The 22778-nt window shown below is 46.1% G+C and carries 24 protein-coding genes and 1 tRNA gene; 8 read left to right on the top strand and 17 right to left on the bottom strand.

Going from position 1 to position 22778, the window contains the following annotated elements; all coding sequences use genetic code 11:
• The first annotated feature begins 1 nt into the window (after nt 1).
• Entirely contained in the window at nt 2–1366 is a 1365-nt protein-coding gene (locus tag ACLWNV_RS10830; RefSeq protein ID WP_413584437.1) for a cytochrome c biogenesis protein ResB, read from the top strand.
• A gap of 45 nt (nt 1367–1411) precedes the next feature.
• Here the strand turns inward: ACLWNV_RS10830 and ACLWNV_RS10825 are convergent, their stop codons facing one another.
• From ACLWNV_RS10825 to ACLWNV_RS10785, 9 genes are all read right to left on the bottom strand, one after another.
• Entirely contained in the window at nt 1412–2788 is a 1377-nt protein-coding gene (locus ACLWNV_RS10825) for an ammonia-forming cytochrome c nitrite reductase subunit c552 (protein WP_413584436.1), read from the bottom strand.
• Nucleotides 2789–2797: 9 nt separating this feature from the next.
• Entirely contained in the window at nt 2798–3262 is a 465-nt protein-coding gene (gene nrfH, locus ACLWNV_RS10820) for a cytochrome c nitrite reductase small subunit (protein ID WP_413584435.1), read from the bottom strand.
• A 78-nt stretch (nt 3263–3340) separates the two neighbouring features.
• Entirely contained in the window at nt 3341–4744 is a 1404-nt protein-coding gene (locus ACLWNV_RS10815; RefSeq protein ID WP_413584433.1) for an aldehyde dehydrogenase family protein, read from the bottom strand.
• Nucleotides 4745–5215: 471 nt separating this feature from the next.
• Nucleotides 5216–5740 (bottom strand): YaeQ family protein, encoded by a 525-nt coding sequence (locus ACLWNV_RS10810; RefSeq protein ID WP_413584432.1) that lies wholly within the window; start codon nt 5738–5740, stop codon nt 5216–5218.
• A gap of 44 nt (nt 5741–5784) precedes the next feature.
• On the bottom strand, nt 5785–6192 hold the full coding sequence (locus tag ACLWNV_RS10805; protein WP_413584430.1) for a hypothetical protein: 408 nt from the start codon (nt 6190–6192) through the stop codon (nt 5785–5787).
• Between the two features lie 119 nt (nt 6193–6311).
• A complete protein-coding gene (locus tag ACLWNV_RS10800; RefSeq protein WP_413584429.1) occupies nt 6312–7541 on the bottom strand; it encodes an MFS transporter in 1230 nt (409 codons plus the stop codon).
• A gap of 42 nt (nt 7542–7583) precedes the next feature.
• Complete coding sequence (locus ACLWNV_RS10795; protein ID WP_413584428.1) at nt 7584–9566, bottom strand: C45 family autoproteolytic acyltransferase/hydolase; 1983 nt, start codon at nt 9564–9566, stop codon at nt 7584–7586.
• Entirely contained in the window at nt 9563–10129 is a 567-nt protein-coding gene (locus ACLWNV_RS10790) for a hypothetical protein (protein WP_413584426.1), read from the bottom strand. The genes ACLWNV_RS10795 and ACLWNV_RS10790 overlap by 4 nt, the downstream gene beginning before the upstream one ends.
• Nucleotides 10126–11646: a GH3 auxin-responsive promoter family protein gene (locus ACLWNV_RS10785; RefSeq protein ID WP_413584425.1), complete on the bottom strand. Its 1521-nt coding sequence runs from the start codon at nt 11644–11646 to the stop codon at nt 10126–10128. Before ACLWNV_RS10785 ends, ACLWNV_RS10790 begins: the two co-directional genes overlap by 4 nt.
• Before the next feature lie 143 nt (nt 11647–11789).
• On the opposite strand from ACLWNV_RS10785, the gene ACLWNV_RS10780 reads away from it, so the two are divergent.
• The 3 genes from ACLWNV_RS10780 to ACLWNV_RS10770 all read left to right on the top strand — a co-directional run bounded on the left by ACLWNV_RS10780 (nt 11790) and on the right by ACLWNV_RS10770 (nt 13653).
• Nucleotides 11790–12302: a TetR/AcrR family transcriptional regulator gene (locus tag ACLWNV_RS10780; RefSeq protein WP_413584424.1), complete on the top strand. Its 513-nt coding sequence runs from the start codon at nt 11790–11792 to the stop codon at nt 12300–12302.
• A 46-nt stretch (nt 12303–12348) separates the two neighbouring features.
• Complete coding sequence (locus ACLWNV_RS10775; protein WP_413584423.1) at nt 12349–12879, top strand: hypothetical protein; 531 nt, start codon at nt 12349–12351, stop codon at nt 12877–12879.
• 72 nt (nt 12880–12951) lie between these two features.
• Complete coding sequence (locus tag ACLWNV_RS10770; RefSeq protein WP_413584421.1) at nt 12952–13653, top strand: substrate-binding periplasmic protein; 702 nt, start codon at nt 12952–12954, stop codon at nt 13651–13653.
• A 22-nt stretch (nt 13654–13675) separates the two neighbouring features.
• On the opposite strand, the gene ppk2 is transcribed toward ACLWNV_RS10770, so the two are convergent.
• Complete coding sequence (gene ppk2 / locus ACLWNV_RS10765; RefSeq protein ID WP_413587634.1) at nt 13676–14521, bottom strand: polyphosphate kinase 2; 846 nt, start codon at nt 14519–14521, stop codon at nt 13676–13678.
• A 59-nt stretch (nt 14522–14580) separates the two neighbouring features.
• On the opposite strand from ppk2, the gene ACLWNV_RS10760 reads away from it, so the two are divergent.
• Nucleotides 14581–14955: a hypothetical protein gene (locus ACLWNV_RS10760; protein ID WP_413584420.1), complete on the top strand. Its 375-nt coding sequence runs from the start codon at nt 14581–14583 to the stop codon at nt 14953–14955.
• 12 nt (nt 14956–14967) lie between these two features.
• On the opposite strand, the gene ACLWNV_RS10755 is transcribed toward ACLWNV_RS10760, so the two are convergent.
• From ACLWNV_RS10755 to ACLWNV_RS10730, 6 genes are all read right to left on the bottom strand, one after another.
• Entirely contained in the window at nt 14968–15375 is a 408-nt protein-coding gene (locus ACLWNV_RS10755; RefSeq protein ID WP_413584418.1) for a GFA family protein, read from the bottom strand.
• A gap of 26 nt (nt 15376–15401) precedes the next feature.
• Nucleotides 15402–15484, bottom strand: a tRNA-Leu gene (locus tag ACLWNV_RS10750).
• Between the two features lie 106 nt (nt 15485–15590).
• Entirely contained in the window at nt 15591–16115 is a 525-nt protein-coding gene (locus ACLWNV_RS10745; protein WP_413584417.1) for a dihydrofolate reductase family protein, read from the bottom strand.
• 35 nt (nt 16116–16150) lie between these two features.
• Nucleotides 16151–16573, bottom strand: a complete 423-nt coding sequence (locus tag ACLWNV_RS10740; protein ID WP_413584416.1) for a hypothetical protein — start codon at nt 16571–16573, stop codon at nt 16151–16153.
• A 78-nt stretch (nt 16574–16651) separates the two neighbouring features.
• Nucleotides 16652–18070 carry a S8 family serine peptidase gene (locus ACLWNV_RS10735; RefSeq protein ID WP_413584415.1) on the bottom strand — a complete coding sequence of 473 codons (1419 nt, stop codon included), beginning with the start codon at nt 18068–18070 and terminating at the stop codon, nt 16652–16654.
• A 136-nt stretch (nt 18071–18206) separates the two neighbouring features.
• The gene (locus ACLWNV_RS10730; RefSeq protein WP_413584413.1) at nt 18207–18956 is read right to left on the bottom strand and encodes an SDR family NAD(P)-dependent oxidoreductase; all 750 of its coding nucleotides are present in this window, start codon (nt 18954–18956) and stop codon (nt 18207–18209) included.
• 214 nt (nt 18957–19170) lie between these two features.
• Between ACLWNV_RS10730 and ACLWNV_RS10725 the strand changes: the two genes are divergently transcribed.
• Nucleotides 19171–19332 (top strand): hypothetical protein, encoded by a 162-nt coding sequence (locus ACLWNV_RS10725; protein ID WP_413584412.1) that lies wholly within the window; start codon nt 19171–19173, stop codon nt 19330–19332.
• A 4-nt stretch (nt 19333–19336) separates the two neighbouring features.
• Here the strand turns inward: ACLWNV_RS10725 and ACLWNV_RS10720 are convergent, their stop codons facing one another.
• Nucleotides 19337–19777: an OsmC family protein gene (locus tag ACLWNV_RS10720; protein WP_413584411.1), complete on the bottom strand. Its 441-nt coding sequence runs from the start codon at nt 19775–19777 to the stop codon at nt 19337–19339.
• Nucleotides 19778–19919: 142 nt separating this feature from the next.
• On the opposite strand from ACLWNV_RS10720, the gene ACLWNV_RS10715 reads away from it, so the two are divergent.
• Together ACLWNV_RS10715 and ACLWNV_RS10710 are read left to right on the top strand one after the other, a co-directional pair.
• A complete protein-coding gene (locus tag ACLWNV_RS10715) occupies nt 19920–21494 on the top strand; it encodes an aldehyde dehydrogenase family protein (protein WP_413584410.1) in 1575 nt (524 codons plus the stop codon).
• A gap of 72 nt (nt 21495–21566) precedes the next feature.
• Nucleotides 21567–22673, top strand: coding sequence for a calcium:proton antiporter (locus ACLWNV_RS10710; protein WP_413584408.1), 1107 nt, complete (start codon nt 21567–21569; stop codon nt 22671–22673).
• The last annotated feature ends 105 nt before the right edge of the window (nt 22674–22778 follow it).

Raw genomic sequence — 22778 nt, 5'->3', positions numbered from 1 at the left:
GATGATTCGTAAGGGCTTCAAAAAACTGGTCCGGTTTTTTTCGTCATTGCAATTGGCTGTGATCACTCTGCTGCTGCTGTCTATTTTAATCTGTATCGGTACCATCGTGGAAAGTCGCTATGATGCCACGGCGGCGAAGGTCTTTGTCTATGGTTCCGTATGGATGAACCTGACGATGGGGATGCTGGTGATCAGTCTGATCGCTGTAATCGCGTCACGCTGGCCCTGGCAAAAAAAACATGCAGCATTTATATTTGCCCATATCGGTGTCATCATGATCATCGTGGGTGCCGTGATCACCCAGAGAAAAGGCATTGATGGTACAATCCGCCTGCTTCCGGGCGAGAAAAACTCAGCCGTCACTGTTTCTGAAACAGAATTGATTCTTTACCGCTCTAAAGATGGAGCTAATTACGATATCGTTCATTCAGAGCCTGTTGAGTTTTTAAAAAATCCCATTAAAAGCGACCGTCCTTTTTTAATTAAAACCAAAGACGCGGAAATAGAAATCGCAGAGTCAGTCCCTTATGCCTTGCCCAAACAAAATGTGCAAAACTCCCTGATCGCGCAAAGTGGGGCGGGTTTGCGATTTCAAATGACCAATAACCGCATACAGACGATCGAGTGGTTGGTGCAAAGAAATGTCTTTGAAAAGATCAACTACGACATGGGTCCTGTGCTGCTATCGATGGGCGGTCTGTGGGATCGAAATCTTCGGCGCCATGAAATTCGCCTGGTTCCTAAAGAAAAAGGCGCCCAGTATGCCTTCTATCGCGAGAATGAAAAAGATCCTGCGATCAAAGGGGATATTGCCGAGGGAGAAAAGGTGACAACTCCGTGGATGGGCTTGGAATTTCGCATGCTCCGCTATTTTCCCAAAGCGGAAGTGAAGTGGGATCTGGAAAAATTGGATCATCCGACTCCGCAAAGTGTGGCCGCTTTAAAGGTGCGCCAGGGGGGGTATGAGAACTGGTTGTTCCTAAATGATTACCTGAAAATTTTCACAGATAAGCACGTTTATCTTTTATCCTATCGCAACCGGCAGGTGGATCTGGGTTTTCCGTTAGAGCTAAAAGAATTTAGAAAGTCCCAGTATCCGGGAAGTACGAAAGCCATGGCTTATGAAAGCTCCGTATCTTACGGGGATGGGAAAGAAGTCTTAATCTCCATGAATGAGCCCTTGCAGCACGAAGGCTTTAGTATTTATCAGGCAGGTTTTGATCAGCTGCCAAATTCATCGCAGTTCGTAAGTATTCTGTCCGTGAATAAAGATCCCGGAAGAGTTCTAAAGTATCTGGGCTCGCTGATTATGAGCATTGGGATTTTGCTCTTATTCTATTTCCGCAAACAATATAGCCGAAAATAGTCGTAGGTAAAAAAAAGCCCGGGCAGAGTGCCGGTCTTTTTAATTTTACTTTTTATCTTTATAGCGTTGAACCGCCATGATTCCCTTGCGGGAGTTATCAATCGACTCACCAAAGATGCGGGCCGATTCCTGCGGAGCATGGAACCCTGTGGAGTTTTCCGCCTCGACAAAGTCGAACATGAACTGGGCATGGCGCTGGAAGTTTCGCGCGGCCTCAAGGTCCTTGTTAGGCGTCTTGGCAAGATCGATATCCTTGTAAGGCTTTAACGCATTAATCAGGTCAATAAGCGCATCAAAAGCCACATCACGCAGTTTGTGATGGCGATCCTGGATCGAGCTTGCGCGTTCAGCAAGTTCCTTTTCCGGAACGTTATGACATGTCTGGCAGGCGCGATTGATATTTAATAATGGACTGCGTACCCAGTGGTCCGTGACTTTCATCGCACCCACACGCTGGTAAGGCATATGACAATCTGTACATGCGACACCAGCTCTGGCATGAGTGCCTTGCGAGAACATCTCAAACTCGGGATGTTGGGCTTTTAATACTGGAGCGCCCGTGTCTTTGTGAACCCAGTCCTTGAACTTTTCCTGATCATAGTACGCTAGAATTTCTTCAACCTTAATACCTTTGGCCCATGGATAAGTCAGAGTTTTGCCTTCACCTTTAAAGTAGTACTCAACGTGGCATTGGGCGCAGACATAAGTGCGCATCTCCTGGCGCGAAGCCATTTTGTTTAAGTCATATTCTTTAATACCCTGAGTGGCCTTAAAGGCCTTGATGCCTTCAATAAACGCAGGTCGAGTGATACGCAAAGACATGTCCTTTGCATCATGGCAGTCAATACAAGCGACGGGATGCTTCGCCATCTTGGAAACCTCTTTGTAAGGGATTTTGTTCATTTCATGAAATCCCTTATCCAGATCACCATTACCCAGATTTTTATAAATCGAGTAGGTGGAGGCATGGCAGTTTAAGCACGCACCTGGTTGCTTCACCACTTCCTGGCGCTCGGTCAGTTCCTGATCCAGTAACATGTAAGCATGACCACGCTCTTCGCGGAAATCTTTGGAAAATGCATAGCCATTCCACATGATTTTTAAACGAGGATCTTCATCAAGCTTTTGCACAGAAGTGAAAGTACGGTTGTCTTTATCTGTTGGGACGTGAGGGAAAGCTTCAGAGCCGCCGTACTTGGTGCGAGTCATGTCAGAACTTTTTAAATAGGATTCGTACTGATAAGGAAAGTTTTTTCCCCACACCGCGGGATCTTCGATGTCGTCAGTGATTTCAACCACGCGGTAGAAAGTTTGCTTGCCCTCTTGCTTTCGTTCAAAGATGTTAACCAGCAATGCGGCAGCAACGATCGTTAAGAGAGTCATTCCTAGGATGATAAGCAGATTTCGTTTTGTGGCTGACATCGGATTCTCCTATTGTCCATGTCCCACACTGCGGTGGCAGTGGAGACAATTCTTAACGTTTTCTTCAGTGCCTTGATGTGCGCCAATGTCCATGGATTGAACCATGGGCTGGTGACATGCCAGACAGCTTTTTAATGCAATATTTCGACTGTGTTCTTTGATCTGTATGGGCTCGTGAAACTTTTGTGACGTAAAGGCCCATCCATGAGCAAATCCATTCATGGCTTTGACTGCATATTTGGCTGCCATATTTCCATGGGGCAAATGGCAGTCATTACACTTTGCCACGTATTGATGTCCTGATTTACTCCAGGAATCGTAATTGGACTGCATGATGTGGCAGTTGATGCACGCCTTGGGATCATCGGAAAGATAGGAATATCCCTTGGCGTATATAAATGAATACGCGCCAAGACCGATCAGAATGCCCAAAAGAACGAAGACAGCAGTGCTTAGTGCATTTTTTGAATTCACGAAAAAAGGTTAAATGAAAACCCGTTGAAAACGCAACCTAATATAAATACGAATTTGTAGCGTGAAGTAACAGTTTCTTTAAATTTTGAAACGTATCACCGCTTTTACCAAACCCAATTTTCCATTGTCATATGGCGGATAAAAGCGATTCATAATTCTTCCCGCAAAGCCTTGCTTGAAGACAGCCTTTTTGTGGGAGAATGTTTCCATACCAAATTCACCGTGATATGAACCCAGACCACTTGCACCCACGCCGCCAAAGGGAAGGTGCGGATTCATTAGGGAAATCAAGGAATCGTTGACTGATAGCGAGCCAGAACTTGTTTCTCTCATGATCACGCGAAGGTTGAAGTTGGAATTGGAATAAAGATAGATCATCAAGGGCTTTGGATTGTCGTTGATGAAAGATACGACCTCGCTTAAATCCTTAAAAGTCATGATCGGTAAAATAGGTCCAAAGATTTCCTGACCCATAATCTCCGCCGTGGGTGGAATTTTATCCAGTAGGGTCGGTGCGACATAATTTTGGTCTAAATCCACTTCGCCGCCAGTTAAAAAGCTGATGTTATTTGCCAATGCATTTTCCAGCAGACCCTTCAGGCGATCCGTGTGTTTGCGGTTGATGATGCGGGCAAAGCTGGCAGAGGATTTTTTGGCTTCAGGACTTTTGCCAAAGGAGTTTTCAATTTCTTGTCTCAGCAATCTGACAAAGTGGTCATGCACATCGGCCTGAACGAACAGATAATCAGGAGCCACACATGTTTGGCCTGCATTAAAGAATTTTGCCCAGACGATTTTTTTAGCAGCCTCGTGCAGATTCGCACTGTTATCCACGATGGTCGGCGACTTTCCTCCCAGTTCCAGGGTTACTCGCGCCAGGTGTTCGGATGCTCCACGCATGATAACCTTACCCACGACCGTGCTGCCGGTGAAAAAGACGTGGTCAAACGGGTGTTTCAATAATTCAGTCGTCGTTTCCGGACCACCTTCGATGACCGTCAATTGTTCTGATTTAAAAGTTTTAGCAAGCAGGCGATGCATAAGTCGACTGCAGTGAGGGGCATATTCTGAAGGCTTGATCGTGACACCGTTACCTGCCGCCAACGCCGAAACCAGAGGGGAAAGTGTTAGATAAATCGGATAATTCCACGGGGAGATGATCAGGCATGATCCCAGGGGTTCAAGGTGGGTATAGCTTTTTGATCCTAACAATAAAGTGGGAGTCTTAACTCGTTTAAGTTTCATCCACTTGCGGATGTTCTTTTTTGCAAAGCGGAGTTCTTTTAACAAAGGCAGAACTTCCGACATCAATGCTTCAACTTCAGGTTTTTTGAAGTCCTCAAAAAGAGCCTTGCAGATTTCGTTCTGATTTTCGGTGATCAAACTTTCAAGTTTTTCAAGATGTCCCAATCGGGTCAGGGGATTGTCATTGCGGGAACGAATGGCGAAATCTTTTTGGTGAAGCACGATTTGTTCGATCATGGGATTAGCTTAAGGAAACAATGTGGGTTCGTAAAGCAATGCCTGCGTGAAAACAAAAAAAGGGGGAGCACCTGCTCCCCCTGGATCTTGAGGGGAACCACCAAACCCTCATGATCCGCAAACTATTTATTTCGATTCCTCACTCGCTCAGGTTTTTGAACCATCGTGAGCCACAGGGTGTACAAAACAACTCCTGAGTAAAAGAGGCAGAAAACTGCAACTTCTCTTAATTCCATTCTTCGTACCTCCTTCTTAAGTACTTTCCTTTTTGAGGGTATCAGCTGGCCTTCCGTGGCCTTCATCCCCCTCTCAGAGCGTCCATGCTCTGTTGTAAGTAAGACGATCTGCCCCCTGACAGGGGTTAGTGGGAAAATAAAAAAATTAAATATGGGAGAGAAATTAGGCAAGAAAGGGGCGGTTTGCCTTATGAAATCAATGCTTTAAGAAAATTTGTTATTTTTTTGGATATAGCTATAAAGATACGGTTTTAAGATCGCTTGCGAAGGTTTGCTCGCCCACGGTTACATCCAGCTGTCCCTGTTGTACCAGCAGGGACCAGCGGTTGTTCTTTTCAACGACTTTTCCCAGGTCTTCCAGGAAATCAGGATTAAACGCAAAAATTTGCAATTCGTTGGCGCGATGAACGTCGCCGTTGCGAATTTCGGTTAACAGTACTTCGGGATTTTTATAGGTAAAGATCATCACCTGTTTGGCAGTTTTAGAGGCCTTATGCAACTTACGTGCAGAGGGGTTGCCAATCTCGATACAAAGATCCACAGCATTGTGCAGACCCATCTTGCGTAAGGCCGGGGCTTCGGGATCAGCCAGACCACCCGGAGTGAATTCCAGGCCTTCCTGATAAGCCAGGCAATAAGCAAACACGCGGCTTAGCATATAGGGATAAGTTTCAGAAGGGTGTTGGGCCACGCGAAAATCAAGGGATTCGTAAACGCTTCGATCAATATCAGACAATTCAATTTGAAAACGATGAAGCATTTAAAAACCCCCGGGATGGTAAGGGCCGAGTATATCGCTAGATACTACTTTGTGGAAAAAGATAATGTGTTGTCATTATGAACTTCGACGCGCACGCTGCTGGCACCAGCCTCGATAGCGTGTGAAATCTCACTGAGGGTTTGTGCACAGGATTCCATGCTGTCGATTTTCCCTTGAAGTTGGGAAGTCAGCTGATTGCCACTAAAGAAAACGAAGATTTTGTCAGCACCAAGGGCCGCATGGCATTTGATGCGAAGGGTTTGAGCCCCCGTTGGTTTTAATGTCAGCATAAAGCCCGTATCGAAGGTGGTGCGGGTTTTTAGTTCGGCATTGCCAGCCTCAACCGGGACTTCCAGAGCTCCCTCGATAGCACCCTTGCCGCCAGCGTGGGCAAGACCTGTGAAGGCAGAGGCGATCATGGATACGATCAGAATTTTACTCATCAAATTCATTTTGGACTCCTGGGTGAATGTTCAGGAGCAGTATGTGCAGGGCTTGTACCAGCTAATAAGCAATATAAGGCTGCTGAAAACTGTCGGAACATTTTTCGCCAGCCTTATTGGGCCCTTGTCTAAATCTTGTCCATATCCATCTTGCGCAGGGTGGGTGATTTCCAGGCGACAATTCCCACTGTAAGCAGACACATCAGGGCTCCAAAGCAGGCTGCCGGAACGGTACCCAGGAATTTTGCTGCGACTCCAGATTCGAACTCACCGACCTCATTGGAGGAACCAATGAACATTGAATTTACTGAAGAGATACGTCCCCGCATGTGATCTGGGGAAACCAGTTGTACGGCAGTACTGCGCACGATCACGCTGACGCTATCGAAGACTCCACTGAATGCCAGTGCAAACATGGAAAGAATAAAGTTTTGGCTTAGAGCGAACACCAGAATGCATACACCAAATCCCGCGACAGCAGTCAGAAGATGACGACCAGCATTTTTGCGAATTTCCACTCTGGTTAAATAGATTCCCATCAACGTTGCGCCGACGGCTGGAGCTGCACGCAATAGTCCCAGTCCACGTGGGCCGACCATTAAAATTTCACTGGCATAGATCGGCAGTAACGCTGTGACTCCGCCGAATAAAACGGAAATCATATCCAATGAGAGCGCAGGTAAAAGAATCGGGTGGCCAAACACAAACTTTAAGCCACTTTTTAGTTCATCCACCATGGCATGGGATTGGCCCGACAATGCAGGCGCGTCGATCTGCATTTGTATCGAGTAAGTCGCTGAAATCGCACCGACCAGCAAAATGAAAATCACGGAATAGGAAACTTCCAAACCAAGAAAACCAAAAATCAAACCACCTAAAGCAGGTCCCGCCACGCGGGCTGTTTGCATAGCAGTACTCATCCAGGCCAGAGCTTTGGATAATCCTTCGCGCTTGGTGAGCTTTGGAAGAATTGCATACATGGATGGTTGGGAGAAGGCGCGGGCCGAACCAGAAAATACTGACGAAAGATATAAAGCCAAAACCTGCCAGTGAACGCTCCAGTTTTCGCCGTTGTATGCGGCAAACAACAGAATCATTGAGGACAGCAAGCTTCCGGTTAAAACCCAACGATAGACTTTCAAGGGACGGGAGCGATCGACCACATAGCCTGCATAAAGTGCAAGTCCCAAAGCTGGGATCGCTTCCGCCAAACCAACCAATCCCAATGACAAAGGATCTTTGGTAAGTTCGTAGATGCGCCAGCCGATAACCACGGCCTGCATTTGCACGGCAAGGGTAAAAAGAAAACGGGCAGTGATCAGCTTTTTAAAATCAGAAAGGGCGGAGGAGGCTTGCATATGCCTTTATTCATACGCCCTTTAACTGATTAGTGCCAGAGTTTATTCTACAGTTCCCAGTCTGATTTCGGCATCAAGGACGATCGGTAGCTGGGCCACTTGTTGCAGACTTTTTTGCAGGTCATACAACTCAGTTTGCCGAGGATATTTCAGAATTAGAGCTTGCAGCAACTCTGTGGCTCTGACTTTGAAGTTGTTTCGCGCGACAGACGATTGAAGAGCTTGTGGTTTCAGATTTTCTGCGCGGAACTGCCACATATCCAGCTGGAAGTTTTCATACGCATGAAGCTGTGGTCCCAAGCGCGCAGCGATTGTAGTCATACGCATCTGAGCTTCGTTCAAATCCTTAAGCGCGGTTTCACGGTGGCCCTTTTCAATATTCTTAGCGGCACGCAGGACTTTGATTCTGGCCCACATAAACTCGTAAGGAAATTCAAAGACATCACTTTGCGCAGACGTTCGTGACGCGGTTTCCAGAAGTTGCAAGGTGCGATCAAGGCCAGCGATGGATTCATGATCCTGTTCGTTAGTAAGGTATGCTTGAACATAATATTTCATTGAGTCATACCACGAAGCTTTGCCAGGATCTTCCCAAGCCTTGGTCGTCCCCAATATTTCTACCGGGGAGTTTTGGTTAGGACCCAGTAAGCGGAATCCCACAAAGTGAGAACGATTCGTTGGGTAAGTTTCAGCAACACTCATCCACCATTCCTGACGGGCCGGAAGCATCACGTGAGTCGCAGCTGTGTAAAGCTTGGTTGTGGTACGACCAAAAGCTCTTGGTCCAACCAGTTCGTCGGTGTGGCCACTCAAACGGTTGATCACCCACTGGGCATCGATGTTACCAAAATCAAATTGCAAAGCTTTTTCAACATGCGCTAAGCGTGCTCTGGTTTCCAAAGTTTTGTTCAGACTGTATTCGTATCCTTCCTGGCTGGTTTGGGTGCCCAGGAAGTGATTGCTTTGGCCAAGGTATTTGTTTTTCGCACGGCGTGCGACAACAACCGTGTCACCACTAAGTTCAATCGAAGCGGTTTCATCGGTTTTTGCATCTGAAATAAAGAATGTCCATGCGCCAAAGCCTTTACGATTTTGAATCATCGCGATCGCTTCATTCAAGGAACGGGCTTTTTGTAGAACCGTGTGCAGTAAGAATGGAGCGACATCCGAGATTTCCGACCCATAACTTATTTTTGTGCCTTCGGTTTGTAGTTCATGCAGACTTACAGAAAGTCCGTGATTGTTAAAACCGCTGATGCCACCAGCATAGTGTAAACCTGCTGAAGCAATGCCGACTGAAGTCGTTCCATTGGTTTGACGATTGATCACCACGACTTGTTCTGGTTCAAAGAAGCCCAATAGACCCGTATCGAAGTTACGACCGTGAATAAGGGCCCCATCCCTGGAGCTGCTTGCAGATGCACTGATCCCTGTGCAACCCATTTTAATGGATCTTAAACCACGAGCTAACAGTTTAAAGGGTTTTGTTAAAGCGCTACCGATAAAATACGGCGCACAGGAAGCAAAGACGTGGCGAGAAGCTTTCTTGGGATCTTTTTCCATTTGTCTTTGCATGGAGTCCGCAAAGATTGAAAACTCCACCATGTAGTTGGATTCTTCAAAAGCTTTCCAGTCAACGGAGCTTCCGGCGTCTTTTAATCCCCGGTGCAGGTTTTTTAAACCCGCTTTGAAATCGCTGGATACGCTGGCTCTATAGTTATTGATCACGCATTTTTTGATGAGTTGTAATTGCTCGCGGGATTTGGAATCAAGAGCTGAGAACGCGCGTTCAGAGCGAACCTGCACTCCACGTAAAACACCGGCTTCGATTTCTTTTCTTAGAAAGTAACCATGAAAGTACGCGGTCTCGGCATAACTGCCATTCAGATCCAGGACGTGAACCTTTTTCGATGTGCCCGGTGCCTGGCAGACAAAGTGGCGCTGGCCACGCAGTTCGTTTTTTAAAACACAGTCTGCAAAGGCGGACCCCGGCAGTAAAAGAAGTAAAAGTATCAGACGTTTCATAGGATCTCCATGGAAAGATAAATTGAAAAGCAGAAGAAACCGCAGGCGGCTACGATCTCAATATTTCTTAAAAACTTTTTTAAAGGTCCGTGGAGGTGTTTTAATCCCCACAACAAAGTCAGGAATCCGGCGATAAAAGCTATAGAGTATATGGCTGCTCCCAACCAAAGGGAGTTGGATTCGTTCAAGTGAACAAAAAGCCCGGCATAAATTAGCACGAGATGAAAGTTCGAAAGTGTTAATGTCAAGCATTTGCCAAAGCCAAGTTGGCTTGGTGCCTTTTCTTCTCTTGGTTTACTGGAAAGAAGAACGTACAGCGAATATCCTAGAAGCATCACCGCCGTCAGGCCGGTTAATATATTTCGCAGCCACAGTTGATTTAAAATCTGGCTTTGTAGCAAAAAAATCGCCAGCACAATATAAGTGAGATCTCCCAATAAAAATCCCGCGATGGAAGACCACGGCCAAGTGCGCAGGGAAACCAGACTGCGAATAATACTAAAGCTTGCCGGTCCCAAGGCAAAGGCAGAAATAAAACCCACGGAAGTCATCCATAGAATCATTGCAGTGTCCCTGCTTGTTCCAGATTCTGGCGAATGAAGTTTAGATATTCTTCCGCGGTTTCAAATGTGGTCTTAAGTTTGAACTGACCACGGCTGCGATTGTTTTCAAAGTATGTCTGCAAGTATTCGGCATTCATAATTTGTACTTGGGCTGGGCCCAGCACTCCGACCTCGCGGCAGTCGCGGTAGTCAAGATTGAGACGTTGCATTTCCTGATCCAAAGTGTTCGCTAAGTTTTCGGTGTCGACTTTGGAATTTTCAGGAACAAACAACGTCCAGAGGTAAGTGGTTTTTCCATTTTCCGTGCTAGGGGATAGGAAGTAGTGACGGAAATCCACGTTGCTGACGTTTTTAGTATTTAGGTAGCAGTTCAGGATATCATCGTCGCTGACTTTTTCTGCGGCTAGGTTCATTCCTGTGGATTTTCGTCCCACAAATTCAAAAACCAGATCGCCATCAACCAGATCAAAACTGACCACGTCCTTCATGCAGTAGTGAATCATTCCGTTGGGAGTACCGACGTTGAGGAAGTAAGGTACGCCCATTTCGATTTGATGCAGCCCCAGGTTTTGTTTTTTCCCGTTTACTGGAGTGAACGAGTACAGAAGGTCTGGGTTTAAGAAGTAACGTTGACGGCCATTTTGAAACCTTTCATAAGGTAAACCAATTGCGGCTTCTGTGGAGGCATAAACGCCGTAATAGTTTAAATCGTGACCGACCAGGCGATTGATACGCTCTTGATATTGCTTAATCGGAGTTGCAGCATAAATGAAAACTTGAAGATGGGGCCAGATCTCATTGATGTATTGCTTGCCAGTTTTTTCCAATACCGCTTCGAAAATTGAAATTAAGTACGTCGGAATACCACTGACCACTTGGATGTCTTGTTGAATGGACTCATTCACCAGCATTTCGATTTTCTTATCCCAATTGGAAATAGCCAGAACTTCACGACTTGGGAATGTATTCTTAGCTAACACCTTCGGCATTCGCGTCGAAAGAATTCCAGAAATATAGCCAAACTTGAAGCCATTGTGTGTGTAAAGATAAGGGTCGGAACCGAAAGTCAGGCGGCCTGCTTGCAATAGATTGATTTCAGGCTCCAAGGTGGAGATTTTGCTGGCAATGCGCTTTTGCGATTTGATGAACATACGAATCATACGTTCGTTGTAAGGCACGCGCTTTGAATCTTTACCAGATGTACCTGAAGTCAGGCCGAAATAATCAGCCTTGTCTTTAAATAAAATGTCTTTGTGGCCGGCTGCGATCATGTCGATATAGGGAGCATATTCATCGTACTCAAAAGCGGGCACGTGATTGACGAACTCTTCATAGGAGTTGATGTAGGAAAGGCGCAGGTCTTTATAAAGGCGTGTTCCAATCATCGCACGTTTAAAATTTGTGAAGTTTTTTTCCTGCTTTTCCAGAAGATCCTGGTGGCTGGTCGTCATTCTGTTTCCGTAAGTTTGTAGATATTTTCGGCCCAAAGAGTGGACGACGGTATTTACTGTAAACATTCAGATCTCCTTCGTGGTTATGAAGGCAATTTATTTAGAAACAAATTGTTTGTCTCGGAGTTGAGTTGACAGGTTTGGGCGGTTTCTGTCGAATTCTGCGGCATTCATTGACAGAATTCATTAAGACTTGTCAAAATTGCGGAATGGCAACTCAATCCAAGGAAGAAATCTATTTTGCGGTCTGCAACGCTATCTTAAAGATGGAAGTGGCCAAAGGTCATTTGCAATGGACCTTGTCTGATATCTCCCGCGAATCCAACGTCACACGTTCGTTGATTTACTATTACTTTGGAAAAGAGAAGGAAAAGGTCCTGGAAGAGGCCTATAAATTCGTTATCTCGCAGATTTTCAATATTGAGCGCGCAAAAACCGTGGGAATCCGTGAACGTCTGCGCGATGTTTTGCGAGACGTGCAGAACATGCCTTATTTGTTCGTTCTGTATTACCTTGAAAAGAATGCCGGGACTCAGTTCGGAAAAATGATCAGTCAGGCAGAGGCCATGCTGCTAAAGGCGATGCAAAGTGAATTTCCCGACCTTAGCGAGACACAGATATTGGAAATTTACCTGAAGGAGCTTGGGGCCATCGCATTCCAGCTACCTCCAGAAAGAGTCGACCACCTTTTTGTCGATTACATCCGTAAAAATACACTTTGAACGGTCCGGGGAAGTTCTTCAAAATAGAACTAATCGGGAGACTGTTATGGAATTGCTTGAAACCTCTGATATTCCGCCAGAGGCACTGCGCTCTGTTCAAAGTTTTCTTTCCTTCGTAAATACCGACCAAACCATATTAGTGATCGGCTCTGGAGTTGGAACTCTTCCGGAAAAGTTTCGTAAACGAGGATTTGATGTGGTTATCGTGGAGGAGAATCGCGAACGCATTGAAAAATGGCGGGGCGAGGGCTATCAGGTTATCGAAGGTACACCAGCGAACTTGGGCACATTGAAGTTACCCAAGGACATTGGTGGAATCTGGGCAGGGTCGGCTTTTGAGCATTCTTCTGAAGCAGATCTAGAGCACTCGCTAGAAGTCTTGCATTTGATTCTTCCCAACAAAGGGGCGTTGTTTTTATCCGTTCCTAAAGGAGCAGGGGAAGTGCGCGAGGGCGGACAGGTCACGCGGTTTTACTCTGAACAAGAGATCAGAAAAGTTCTAGAGGATCGGCATTTCAGTATTGTTCTTTTAGACGCCGAAGCACCAAGTATCATCACCGCGGTCGTGTCCAGATAATATCCAATTTGTAAAGGTGGGGATTTTAAGATTCATCTTGCTTATTTGTGTCGGTGAACCTTAACTAAAAGTATGCGTTGGCACATACTTTGGCTTTTTTTATTCTCTCTTTCCGCTCAGGCGAAAACATCATTCGTAACTTTTCCAATTCCATTGATGGTCGAGAGTTCCACGGAAGGCGTCTTTATTGATTTGACCAGAGATATCGCTCAGCGCAGTAAAACAGATGTTAAAATCGATGTTTTGCCAACTGGAAATGCCATCTTAAAATTCACCACGGGAGAGGCTGACGGTTTTTTCCCCGCATTGGATGTTTACACTCCTAAAAATTCTGTTCGCACTGTACCTTTCTATGAAAAGGTCGATTACGTTTTTTACCGTAAAGTAAAGCCATTAAAATCAATCAAAGATCTTGAAGGCAAGAAAGTCGGACTGACTTTCCGTTATCCTTATGCGGTGGAGTTAACCAGTAATAGAAGGATAAAGTTTGTATTTTCGGACGATGATGTCAGCAATATGAAAAAATTGGCTGACGGTGCGATCGATGCTTTTGTAGTGGAAGAGCGCTCGGGAGTGCGCGCTTTGGAGTTAAGCCGCGCCAAGGGAATCGCATTTGATTCTGAAAACCCACTGTCCAGACAGGAAGTATACTACGCCTTTAAAGATACCGAGGGTGGTCGCCGCATGGCCAAGTCTTTCAGTGAAATTATTCAGCAGATGAAAAAGGACGGCAGCCTGGATAAGCTGCTTTCTTATCGAAAGAAGTCTGAATAGTCCTTTCCGACTTCCTTCTGTCTTAGTAGTGATCCTTGATCAGTTTCAACTTATTAACAGCTCCGTAGCGGTTTTTAATTTTTCTTTTCGGAAAAGTGACATTCTTTTTGGGCAGGGCTTTATAGGGAACGTGCTTTAGGATATGACGAATGATATTCAAATGTACTTTCCGTTTGTCTTCCGAAGGGGCCACATGCCACGGAGCCCATGCTGTGTCTGTTTTTGCCAGCATCTCGTCGCGGGCTTTGGTGAATTCATCCCATAACCCAAAGGATTTGATATCCATCGGTGAAAGCTTCCAGGTTTTTCTGCCATCATGAACGCGGTCCAATAAGCGGCGTTCTTGTTCTTCGGGGCCGACTTCAAGCCAGTACTTAAGAAGAATTATTCCAGAATCAATCATGGCTTTTTCCATCATAGGCACCTGGTTTAAAAACCTTTGAACTTCTTCCTTGTCAGCAAAACCCATCACGCGTTCAATTCCCGCGCGGTTGTACCAGCTGCGATCAAAGATAACGATTTCACCTGCGGCAGGAAAGTGCGCGACATATCGTTGCATGTACATCTGCGTCTTTTGCCGATCCGAAGGAGTGGGAAGGGCCACCACGCGAAAGACGCGGGGGCTGACGCGGTCGATGATGGCTTTGATCGTTCCACCTTTTCCTGCTCCATCACGTCCCTCAAAAACAATGCAGACTTTAAGTCCCTTGTGGACCACCCAGTGTTGAAGTTTTACCAGCTCCTCGTGCAGGTGGCGCAATTCGCTTTCGTAGTATTTTCTTTTGATTTTAAACTCTGGTTGTTCCGGCTCTTTTTTGATTGCTTTGGCCACAGGGTCCCCTTTGAAAAAGCATCCTTCTAAGTATATTCCGGTATAGGGGGGCTTTACAGTTTGACTATCGTGTCTTCACGCAAAACAATATTCACATGACTAAGAATCAGCAAAAAAATATTATCGCAGTCGTCATTGGTCTGGCTATTTTGTCTTTCATTGTGGTTTTTTATAAAAACAACAACACTGCCGAGTCGCAAGCCCTTGCCAAAGCCTTCTGTGATTCGATTACTCCAGGAAAAAATGTCGAGGAAGTGATGGCTGCGGTTGGTGCTTCTTCCTTTGAACAACTGACCTTCGTAGATTCCACGGGCCAAGTTATCAATGCGGCTAACAAGGGAACATTCTCTCCATCAAAATCCGCCGGTTTCACCAGTGGAACGATCAAGGTGGGGTTCACCGGTGGTGAGTGCTCTATCAGCGTCACAGATCAGATTGTTAGTTCGAGCGTATTCAGCCTGATCAAGTAACGTTGAAGTCCTTTAGGAAGGGAACAGATCAAATTTTTTGATTTTATCAAGTTCATGTTCCCATGAAGCGCTGCTTGAACAAAAGATATGCGCGTTGGGTTTTATTGTGACTTCCGTGTCCAGGCTGCCGGCGGGAACAACGATTAGCTTTCCATCCATCTGACTATTGGGAAGAGCGGAGCCGCAATCCAAGCAAAAACTTTTGGTGTGTCGGGTTAGCGGTAGAGTATAGGTTTTGACTTTATCAGCCCCCGCGATCCAGTTTAGTTGAGCATTGGAAGAAAATAAGTTCGCGCCGTGAGCAGAGCCGGTGTCTTTTTGACAGAACTTACAGTGGCAAAGAAAGAAACTCTCGAAAGTTCCTTCTAGTTCAAATTTGACCTGACCACATAGACAAGAACCAGAATTCTTCTTTTGCATAAAAACTGTGTTTCCGGATTTTTGAATGGTGCGCCGGGGGGGACTTGAACCCCCACGCTTGCGCATACGCCCCTCAAACGTACGTGTCTACCAATTCCACCACCGGCGCGCACCTAAAAGAAAAGCTCCTTGGGGAGCTTGTTAAGGGACTTAAACGATAACCTTGCGGGGCTTTCGCAGTCAATAGAGTGCGTTGCGGCGGAAATGGTGGAAATCTATTTCACTGTATAGATAACATCCACGCAGGTATCGCCGCGCTGGTTGATTTCTTTGATTTTGAAGGCCGTTTCGGTTCGGCGGGAGAACAGCTTCTTTCCTTCGTTCAGGAACACAGCCACGGTTTGGATTTGCATCTCGTCCACCAAGCCCAGGTCATGGAATTGACCGACCAGTTCGCCGCCGCCAACCAACCAAACGTTTTTGCCAGCCGCTAAGCGCACTAGTTCTTTATGCAGGGGACCCACGTCACCTTGGACGAAGCGGATGTCTTCGCCTTCAACCATGGGTAATTTGCGGTGAGTAAAAACCAGGCAGGGAATTTTGTACGGCCACGGGTCTTTGTTGTTTTCTAATAGCCAAAGATAGGTGGAGGCCCCCATGGCGATAGCACCGATGCCCGCCATGAAGTCTTCGATGAAGCTAAGATCAGTGGGGCCGTTTTTAAACAGCCACTCTAAAGAATCGTTTTTGTCTGCGATGAATCCATCAAGGCTTGAGGCCGCAAAGTAGATTGTTTTCATTGCTTGATAATGATCGGAAATTTAGAAGTCGTCAATTAAGGGCGCTTGCCTTTGCCAGCTGCGGGCAATCGGTCCGCCAGGTTTTCCAGCTTCTTTCTTTGCTCGGGACTCCAGGTTTTTAGAAAGCCTTCGGGATCTTTTTGTGCTTGTTGAATAACTTGCGCCAGTTGTTCTGAAGAAAGGCCTTTCATATTGCCTAATACATCCGCGGCAAGCTTATATAGCTCTTGTTCGTTGGCAGAGTTGCCGGTCATTGATTTTATTTGTGCTGAAACTTCCTTGGCATCTTTCGAGCCACTGATCATGCCCTGACGGGTTTGTGCGTTCACCAGATCCTGTTGGGTTTTTTCAATGGCAGCCATGGTGTCGTCGCTGTCATCAGCGAAGGCATAGGCACTGCAGAATAAAGATGCGATAACAACGATGACGGCAATTGATTTACTGATAATCCCCAACATACTAAAACTCACTCCCGGGTTTCAGTCAGGATAAATCCCTGAAACCATCGGGAACAGTTAAATATCTTCCATGTCTCACTATGGGATCTGAATTGGATGAACCTTTTCCAGGCGTTTTAGATAAAGCTCGATATTGTAGCGAGGCATGCCCGTGCCCGATGCCGCCGCTTTTAGCAGGGCTTCCTTAAAAGAGCCGTCTAAAAGCTCCAGATCGCGCAGGGCAGGGCTGTTGGTGTAGTCATGGGCAACCGCAGCCACTGCTTGGTTCTGAATCTTCTTTTGTACGGCTGAGGGATTGGTTTGAATCAGGCTCAGTGTATCGTAATAATCGGAGTTGATTGAATATCCTTCGTTACGATAAGCACACGAAAGCATTTTCGCAAAACGTGCATCCTTGGAGTTCAGGAAAAAATTCTTTCGCAAAGTCTGCATGTCTTCTTTAGGAAGTTTTAAGGATGCGTCTTTGCACACATTATAAACCGTTGGGTTCAAAGCAATTGGTAGGAAGGCGTAGTTGGCTCTATTGCCGATTTCTTTACGAACGCAATCCGCGTCGGTCTCACAAACCTGACGAATGCGAATTGCAACCTGCACTGCTTTATAGGAATTCAATAATCCCGCTTTATTGCTCTTAGAGTAAAGCTGGTGAAATGAACGAAGAGCAGTTCTTTTTAAAAGTAATTCTGCATCGGCACGGTTCAGTGTCGGAAGCAATGCTTTAAGATTCGCAACAGTGCCAGAGACCATTGGAGTGGCGCCACTGGTTGCACCAAAAAGTCCCAGCTCGCCGCGCCCGTTAATAGAGGCTTGATAGTCATCAGCCGGAGCTAAGATATCAAGCTCTGTAGATTCCTGGGAGTAAATAGTCTGTAGCCCTCGAGGGGAGTAAGATCCGACAGAGATCACAGCAGAAGTGCGCTCGAAATCATCCACTGGTTCGGGATGGTCGTTGCCGGCTGCGAAAACCCAGATGATGCCTTTAGCGTCCATCTCTTCAGCTAAGCGGGTCAGGCGTTCATCGGGCCACCCCATGGAATTTGAAATCACCTGGGGAGGAGTTGCAAGTTTGTGAATCTCGTCGACAGCATTGATATAAAATGCACCAGGATAAACTTTGCGAAGCTGAACATAGTCGACTAGCTCCGACATCGAGATCATGCCCGGGCCATTGATGATGTTTGCGACGTTGGTGCCATGATTTGCAGTCAGGCGACGACCACGGTCGGCTTCGCCGTCGACCTGAATATCGCGAGTGACGTTGATGTGTGCTTTTTCGAAGCCGTTATCCAAGATTGAAAACGGGACTGGCGACAGGCCAGGGATTTTTCTAAGGTCTTCTTTAACCAGATCAGCACCGACGTACTCCTGTGCCCAAAAAGGGGAGAGTTTGCCACCTTCGACATCCAGAACTTGGCGTGTTTCCAGCTCCACAAACGCATGGACCCAGGAAGTGGAAAGGACAGTCAGGAAAGTTAGAATTAGGCGAAGGTTTTTCATCGGAAAATAGAAGTGCTATTCCCGGGCCACCCCATGGCGTACAGAGAGCTAATAGGGTGGAGCTGAGGAGACACTCAGGAGGCAGGAGCGCTAGTTGGCTAGCGCTGTTTAAACCCTATACATCAGTTCGAAGAAACTATTTTTTGAAAACCAGGAAACCATCGTCGACAGGAACCGTGGTTCCGTTGATGGCTTGGGCGGCATCGGTGAATAAAAACGCCACGACGCTGGCCACTTTTTCGGGTTCGATCAGGCGGTTATGCATGTGCTGTTTTGCAAGCATGTCTTTGACACTCTTATCATCTCCCAAAATAGGGGTGTTGATAAAACCCGGTGCGACTCCGACAACGCGAATGCCATGGGCGGCAAGTTCCAAGGCGGCAGTTTTACTCATCATCACCACGGCGGCTTTTGCAGCGTTGTAGTTGAAACTTCCTTCGGCAGCCATTGTCCCGTAAATCGAAGCGGTATTAACAAAAGTACCTTTCGTTCCAAGCTCCACCATCTTTTTTGCGGTGTAGTACATGCCGTAGTAAACACTGTGCTGATCTACTTCGATGACTTTCAAATAAGAAGCCGGATCCATTTCTAAAAAAGGTTTTACCAAACCGATGCCGGCATTATTAAAGATTCCGTGCAGCGATCCAAATTTTTCCACGGCAAAATCGACCATGTCTTTTACCTGTTCAGCTTTAGAAACATCCACTTTGAAAGAGTGTGAGACCACACCTATTTCGCGAAGTTCTTCAGCAGTTTTCTCGGCACCCTTGTCGTTGAAGTCTGCGCACAAAACCTTGGCGCCTTTTTTTGCCAGCACAACAGCAGCTTCCCGGCCAATGCCGCTGGCTGCTCCAGTTACGATGATCACATGATCCTTCAATTCCACAGGGCCTCCTTGGGTATGCAGGCATTCTAAAAATGATGAGCTTTGTTGTCACCGAAAGCTGTGGATTCTGGTGAAATACACTGTGCGGGTTTTAGACGATTTCAGAGGGGGATTTTGTAGGAATTATCCTCTAAGTTTTAGTCAGTCTGGAATAATTTGTCTCGTACTGAGAACGTGATTACCGGGCCAGTCTGGGCCCGGTATACTGAGAGGCATGAAAACTCTGAAAATCATTTCCTTGAGTCTTTTGGTAGTTATGATGCTTGGCGGATATGCACTGATCAGTGCCTCTGCAGAGTACAGAGCTCAACAGGATTCAAAAACAATCACTGTTCAAGTGAGCTCCAGCTCCTCGCCATTGGTTTCCATCGAATAATCAATTAAGCAAACTGCGCTTGTCCGGTGGCGATGGTTTCGCCATTGACCTGAACCGTATAAAATATCGGAACAGCTTTTGATAGCATGGCTGCAGTTCCACTGTATTGGTGCGTGGATCTTTTCGCAGCTTCCGCCACTTGGGCCGCATCCACAGAAGGTCCTTTGACCGAATAAGTTAAATCAATTTGCGTAAAGATTTTTGGGTGCTTGTCAGTAATCCCGGCGCGGGCTTCCAAATCGAAGCTTTCATATTGAACTTGAAACTTCGCCATTAAATCCACGACATCAGTTCCGGTGCAACCACACAGCGCTGCCAGTACCAGCTCTTTTGGACTTGGTCCCAAAGATTTTGCATCTGCCATAGCCACATCCAAATCGCCCTGCATCCCGCGAACTTCAAATTTAAAATGATGACCATCAATTCTGTGAACCTTAGCGCGCATAAAAATTCCTTTTCTATCCAGAAATCCTAACTGAAAACACTGAGGGCCTCAAGGTGGCACTTGCAGAGTGACAGTTCGTGGCGAAGAATCTTGCGAACTGGCGCTATCCAGCCCACGCTAATTCTTTTGCAAAGGAATAAAAATGAATCAGTCACTACCTCCATTTCCCCAGATTCCAAAAATTAACGGACGAGTTCTGATCAATGGAGTACTAAGGAATTCGGGGTTCGAAAGCATTCCTGTGTATTCAACCTGCACGGAAAGTGGCGAGCCCGTCGAAATCGGAACTACACCTCATGTCAGTGCAGAGGTTTTAGCTGAAGCCGTGCAAGCGGCATCTCGCGCCTGGGGGCAGGGGTTGGGAGCTTGGGCGACAGCTCGCATGGAAGAGCGAATCAATGCTGTGATCGCATTTCGAAATGGGATGCAGGAAAACCGCGAACTGATCTGCCGATTGTTAATGTGGGAGATTGGTAAAAACTGGAATGACTCCCAGGCAGAGTTTGATCGAACCATTCAATACATTGATGATACGGTTAACGAAGTGAAAACGATGGACCGTGAAGCCAGTCGTTTTCAGTTTTCCGGTGGAGTGCTTGCACAAATCCGCAGAACTCCGTTGGGTGTAACCTTGTGTATGGGGCCTTTTAACTATCCCTTGAACGAAACATTTACGACACTCATTCCGGCTTTAATCATGGGTAATACGGCGGTGGTGAAAGTGGCGCGCTATGGCCAGCTTTTGTGGGAACCCTTGTTGTCTGTATTTCGTGATGCATTTCCGGCAGGTGTTGTGAATGTTATCAATGGTCTTGGCAGGGAAATTGTTAATCCGGTAGTTAAAGAAGGAAAGATCGATGTACTGGCCTTTATCGGAACCAGCAAGGTGGCTAACCAAATTAAGGTAGCTCATCCGCAGCCGTTTCGCTTTCGTAGTATCTTAAGTCTTGAAGCAAAAAATCCGGCCATTGTTATGGAAGATGCCGATCTTGATAATGCCATCAGTGAGTGTGTGCGTGGAGCTTTGTCGTTTAATGGTCAGCGCTGCACGGCTTTGAAAATGATTTTCGTACACAAAAATATTTCCCGCGAGTTCACCAAAAGACTGGTGCAGAAAGTGGATGGTCTTGCGGCTGGGTTACCATGGGAAAAGAATGTTTCGATTACTCCGCTGCCTGATCCCAAGAAGGCAGATTATTTGCGGGAGCTGATTCAGGATGCAGTGGCAAAAGGTGCTGAACTTGCCAATCCAGAAAAAGGTGGAAAGACCCAAGGGGGTATTTTCTTTCCAGCAATTCTTGCTCAAGTGCCACTGACTGCACGTGTGGCAATTGAAGAACAATTTGGTCCTGTCATTCCACTGGCAGAGTTTGAAAGTTTTCAGGAGATAGAAGACTACATTGTGAATTCCCCTTATGGAAATCAAGCCAGTGTCTTTGGTCAGGATGCAAAAAAAATGGGAAAAATGATCGACCGACTTAGCAATCAGGTTTGTCGAATCAATATCAACAGTCAATGCCAGCGCGGTCCTGATGTCTTTCCATTTACCGGAAGAAAAAATTCTGCGGAAGGAACCTTGAGTGTTTACGATGCACTTCGCTCATTCAGCATTCGATGTATGGTCGCGGCAAAACAAGATCCTGAAAGTCGTCAGATCATTCAGGATATTCTTCATCAGGATAGTTCCAGATTTCTTTCTATCAATGTGATGTTGTAGTAAGAATTTCTTGACATAACTCACTGCTTTCTAAGAAATAAAAAATGCAATTTCTTATGTCAGGAGAGCAGTATGGCTAATATTTCTAATTTGCGTTTGTTCACTTCTTGGGCAACTGTTCTTGGATATTTCGTATTCTTGTCTTCATGGATGGACAGCGTGTCTTCTCCATTCATGTTGGCTGTTTTGTTTATTCTTTTCTTTGCAGTCATTTTGTGGGCAGCCTTCGGAGTTGTTCATGAGGCCGAAGTATTAGCTCACGTGTTGGGCGAGCCCTACGGAACTCTTATTTTAACTTTATCAATTGTGGTGATTGAGGTCGCACTGGTCGGTGCGGTGATGTTGGGATCGAATGCAGCTCCGACCATGGGTCGTGATACCATGTTCGCGGTTTTGATGATCGTAATGAATGGTGTCGTGGGTTTGGGACTTTTTATCGGTGGACTCAAACATCGTGAACAGTCTTACAATCTTCAAGGTGCAGCATCTTATTTGTCAGTACTGATTCCACTGACTTCAATTGCGTTGATTCTTCCAAACTTCACAACATCATCTTCTGAAGGAACTCTATCTTTTTGGCAGTCCACTTATTTTTCTGTGTTTTCAATTGCACTTTACGGAGTGTTTTTGATCACTCAAACGGGGCGCCACCGCGCATTTTATGTTCATCAAATTGAAGGCAAGGTGGACGAGGACGTGGATGCCCCACGACCACCTGTTGACTGGAAAGAAATGCGCAAGCACGTCGCCTTGCTGTTGGCGAATATCCTGCCGATCGTTCTTCTTTCAAAAGGTTTGGCAAAAATTTTGGATGCTGAAATCAAGGCACTAAATCTTCCACTCGCATTGGGCGGGGTTGTTGTTGCCGCCGTGGTATTCGCTCCTGAAGGAATCAGTGCTCTTAAAGCCGTTGCCCGCAATGATCTTCAGCGCACGATCAATCTTTGTTTGGGTGCTGCAACCTCGACGGTAGGTCTGACTGTGCCTGTTATTTTGGCAATCGGTAATATCACTGGACAAACGGTTGTTCTGGGATTGGCGCCCAGAGAAGTGACTCTGTTGGGAATGACCTTAATTTTAAGCACTTTGACGTTCTCAAATAGACGAACCACACTGCTTGAGGGAACAGTACACCTGGTTCTTTTCTTTGTTTACCTGGTCTTGGTTTTCAATCCGTAATTTTTTTCTCATAAGTGAAGCAGATTGAAACAGTTGAAACTCTGCTGGAGATGGGTTGTATCAAACTGATAAATGTTTATTTGGAGTAATCTAATTTTTGCTCAG

Origin of the sequence: Bdellovibrio sp. HCB274, from assembly GCF_047306075.1 — a bacterium.
Lineage (GTDB): Bacteria > Bdellovibrionota > Bdellovibrionia > Bdellovibrionales > Bdellovibrionaceae > Bdellovibrio.
This window is presented reverse-complemented; position numbering and strand designations above follow the sequence as displayed.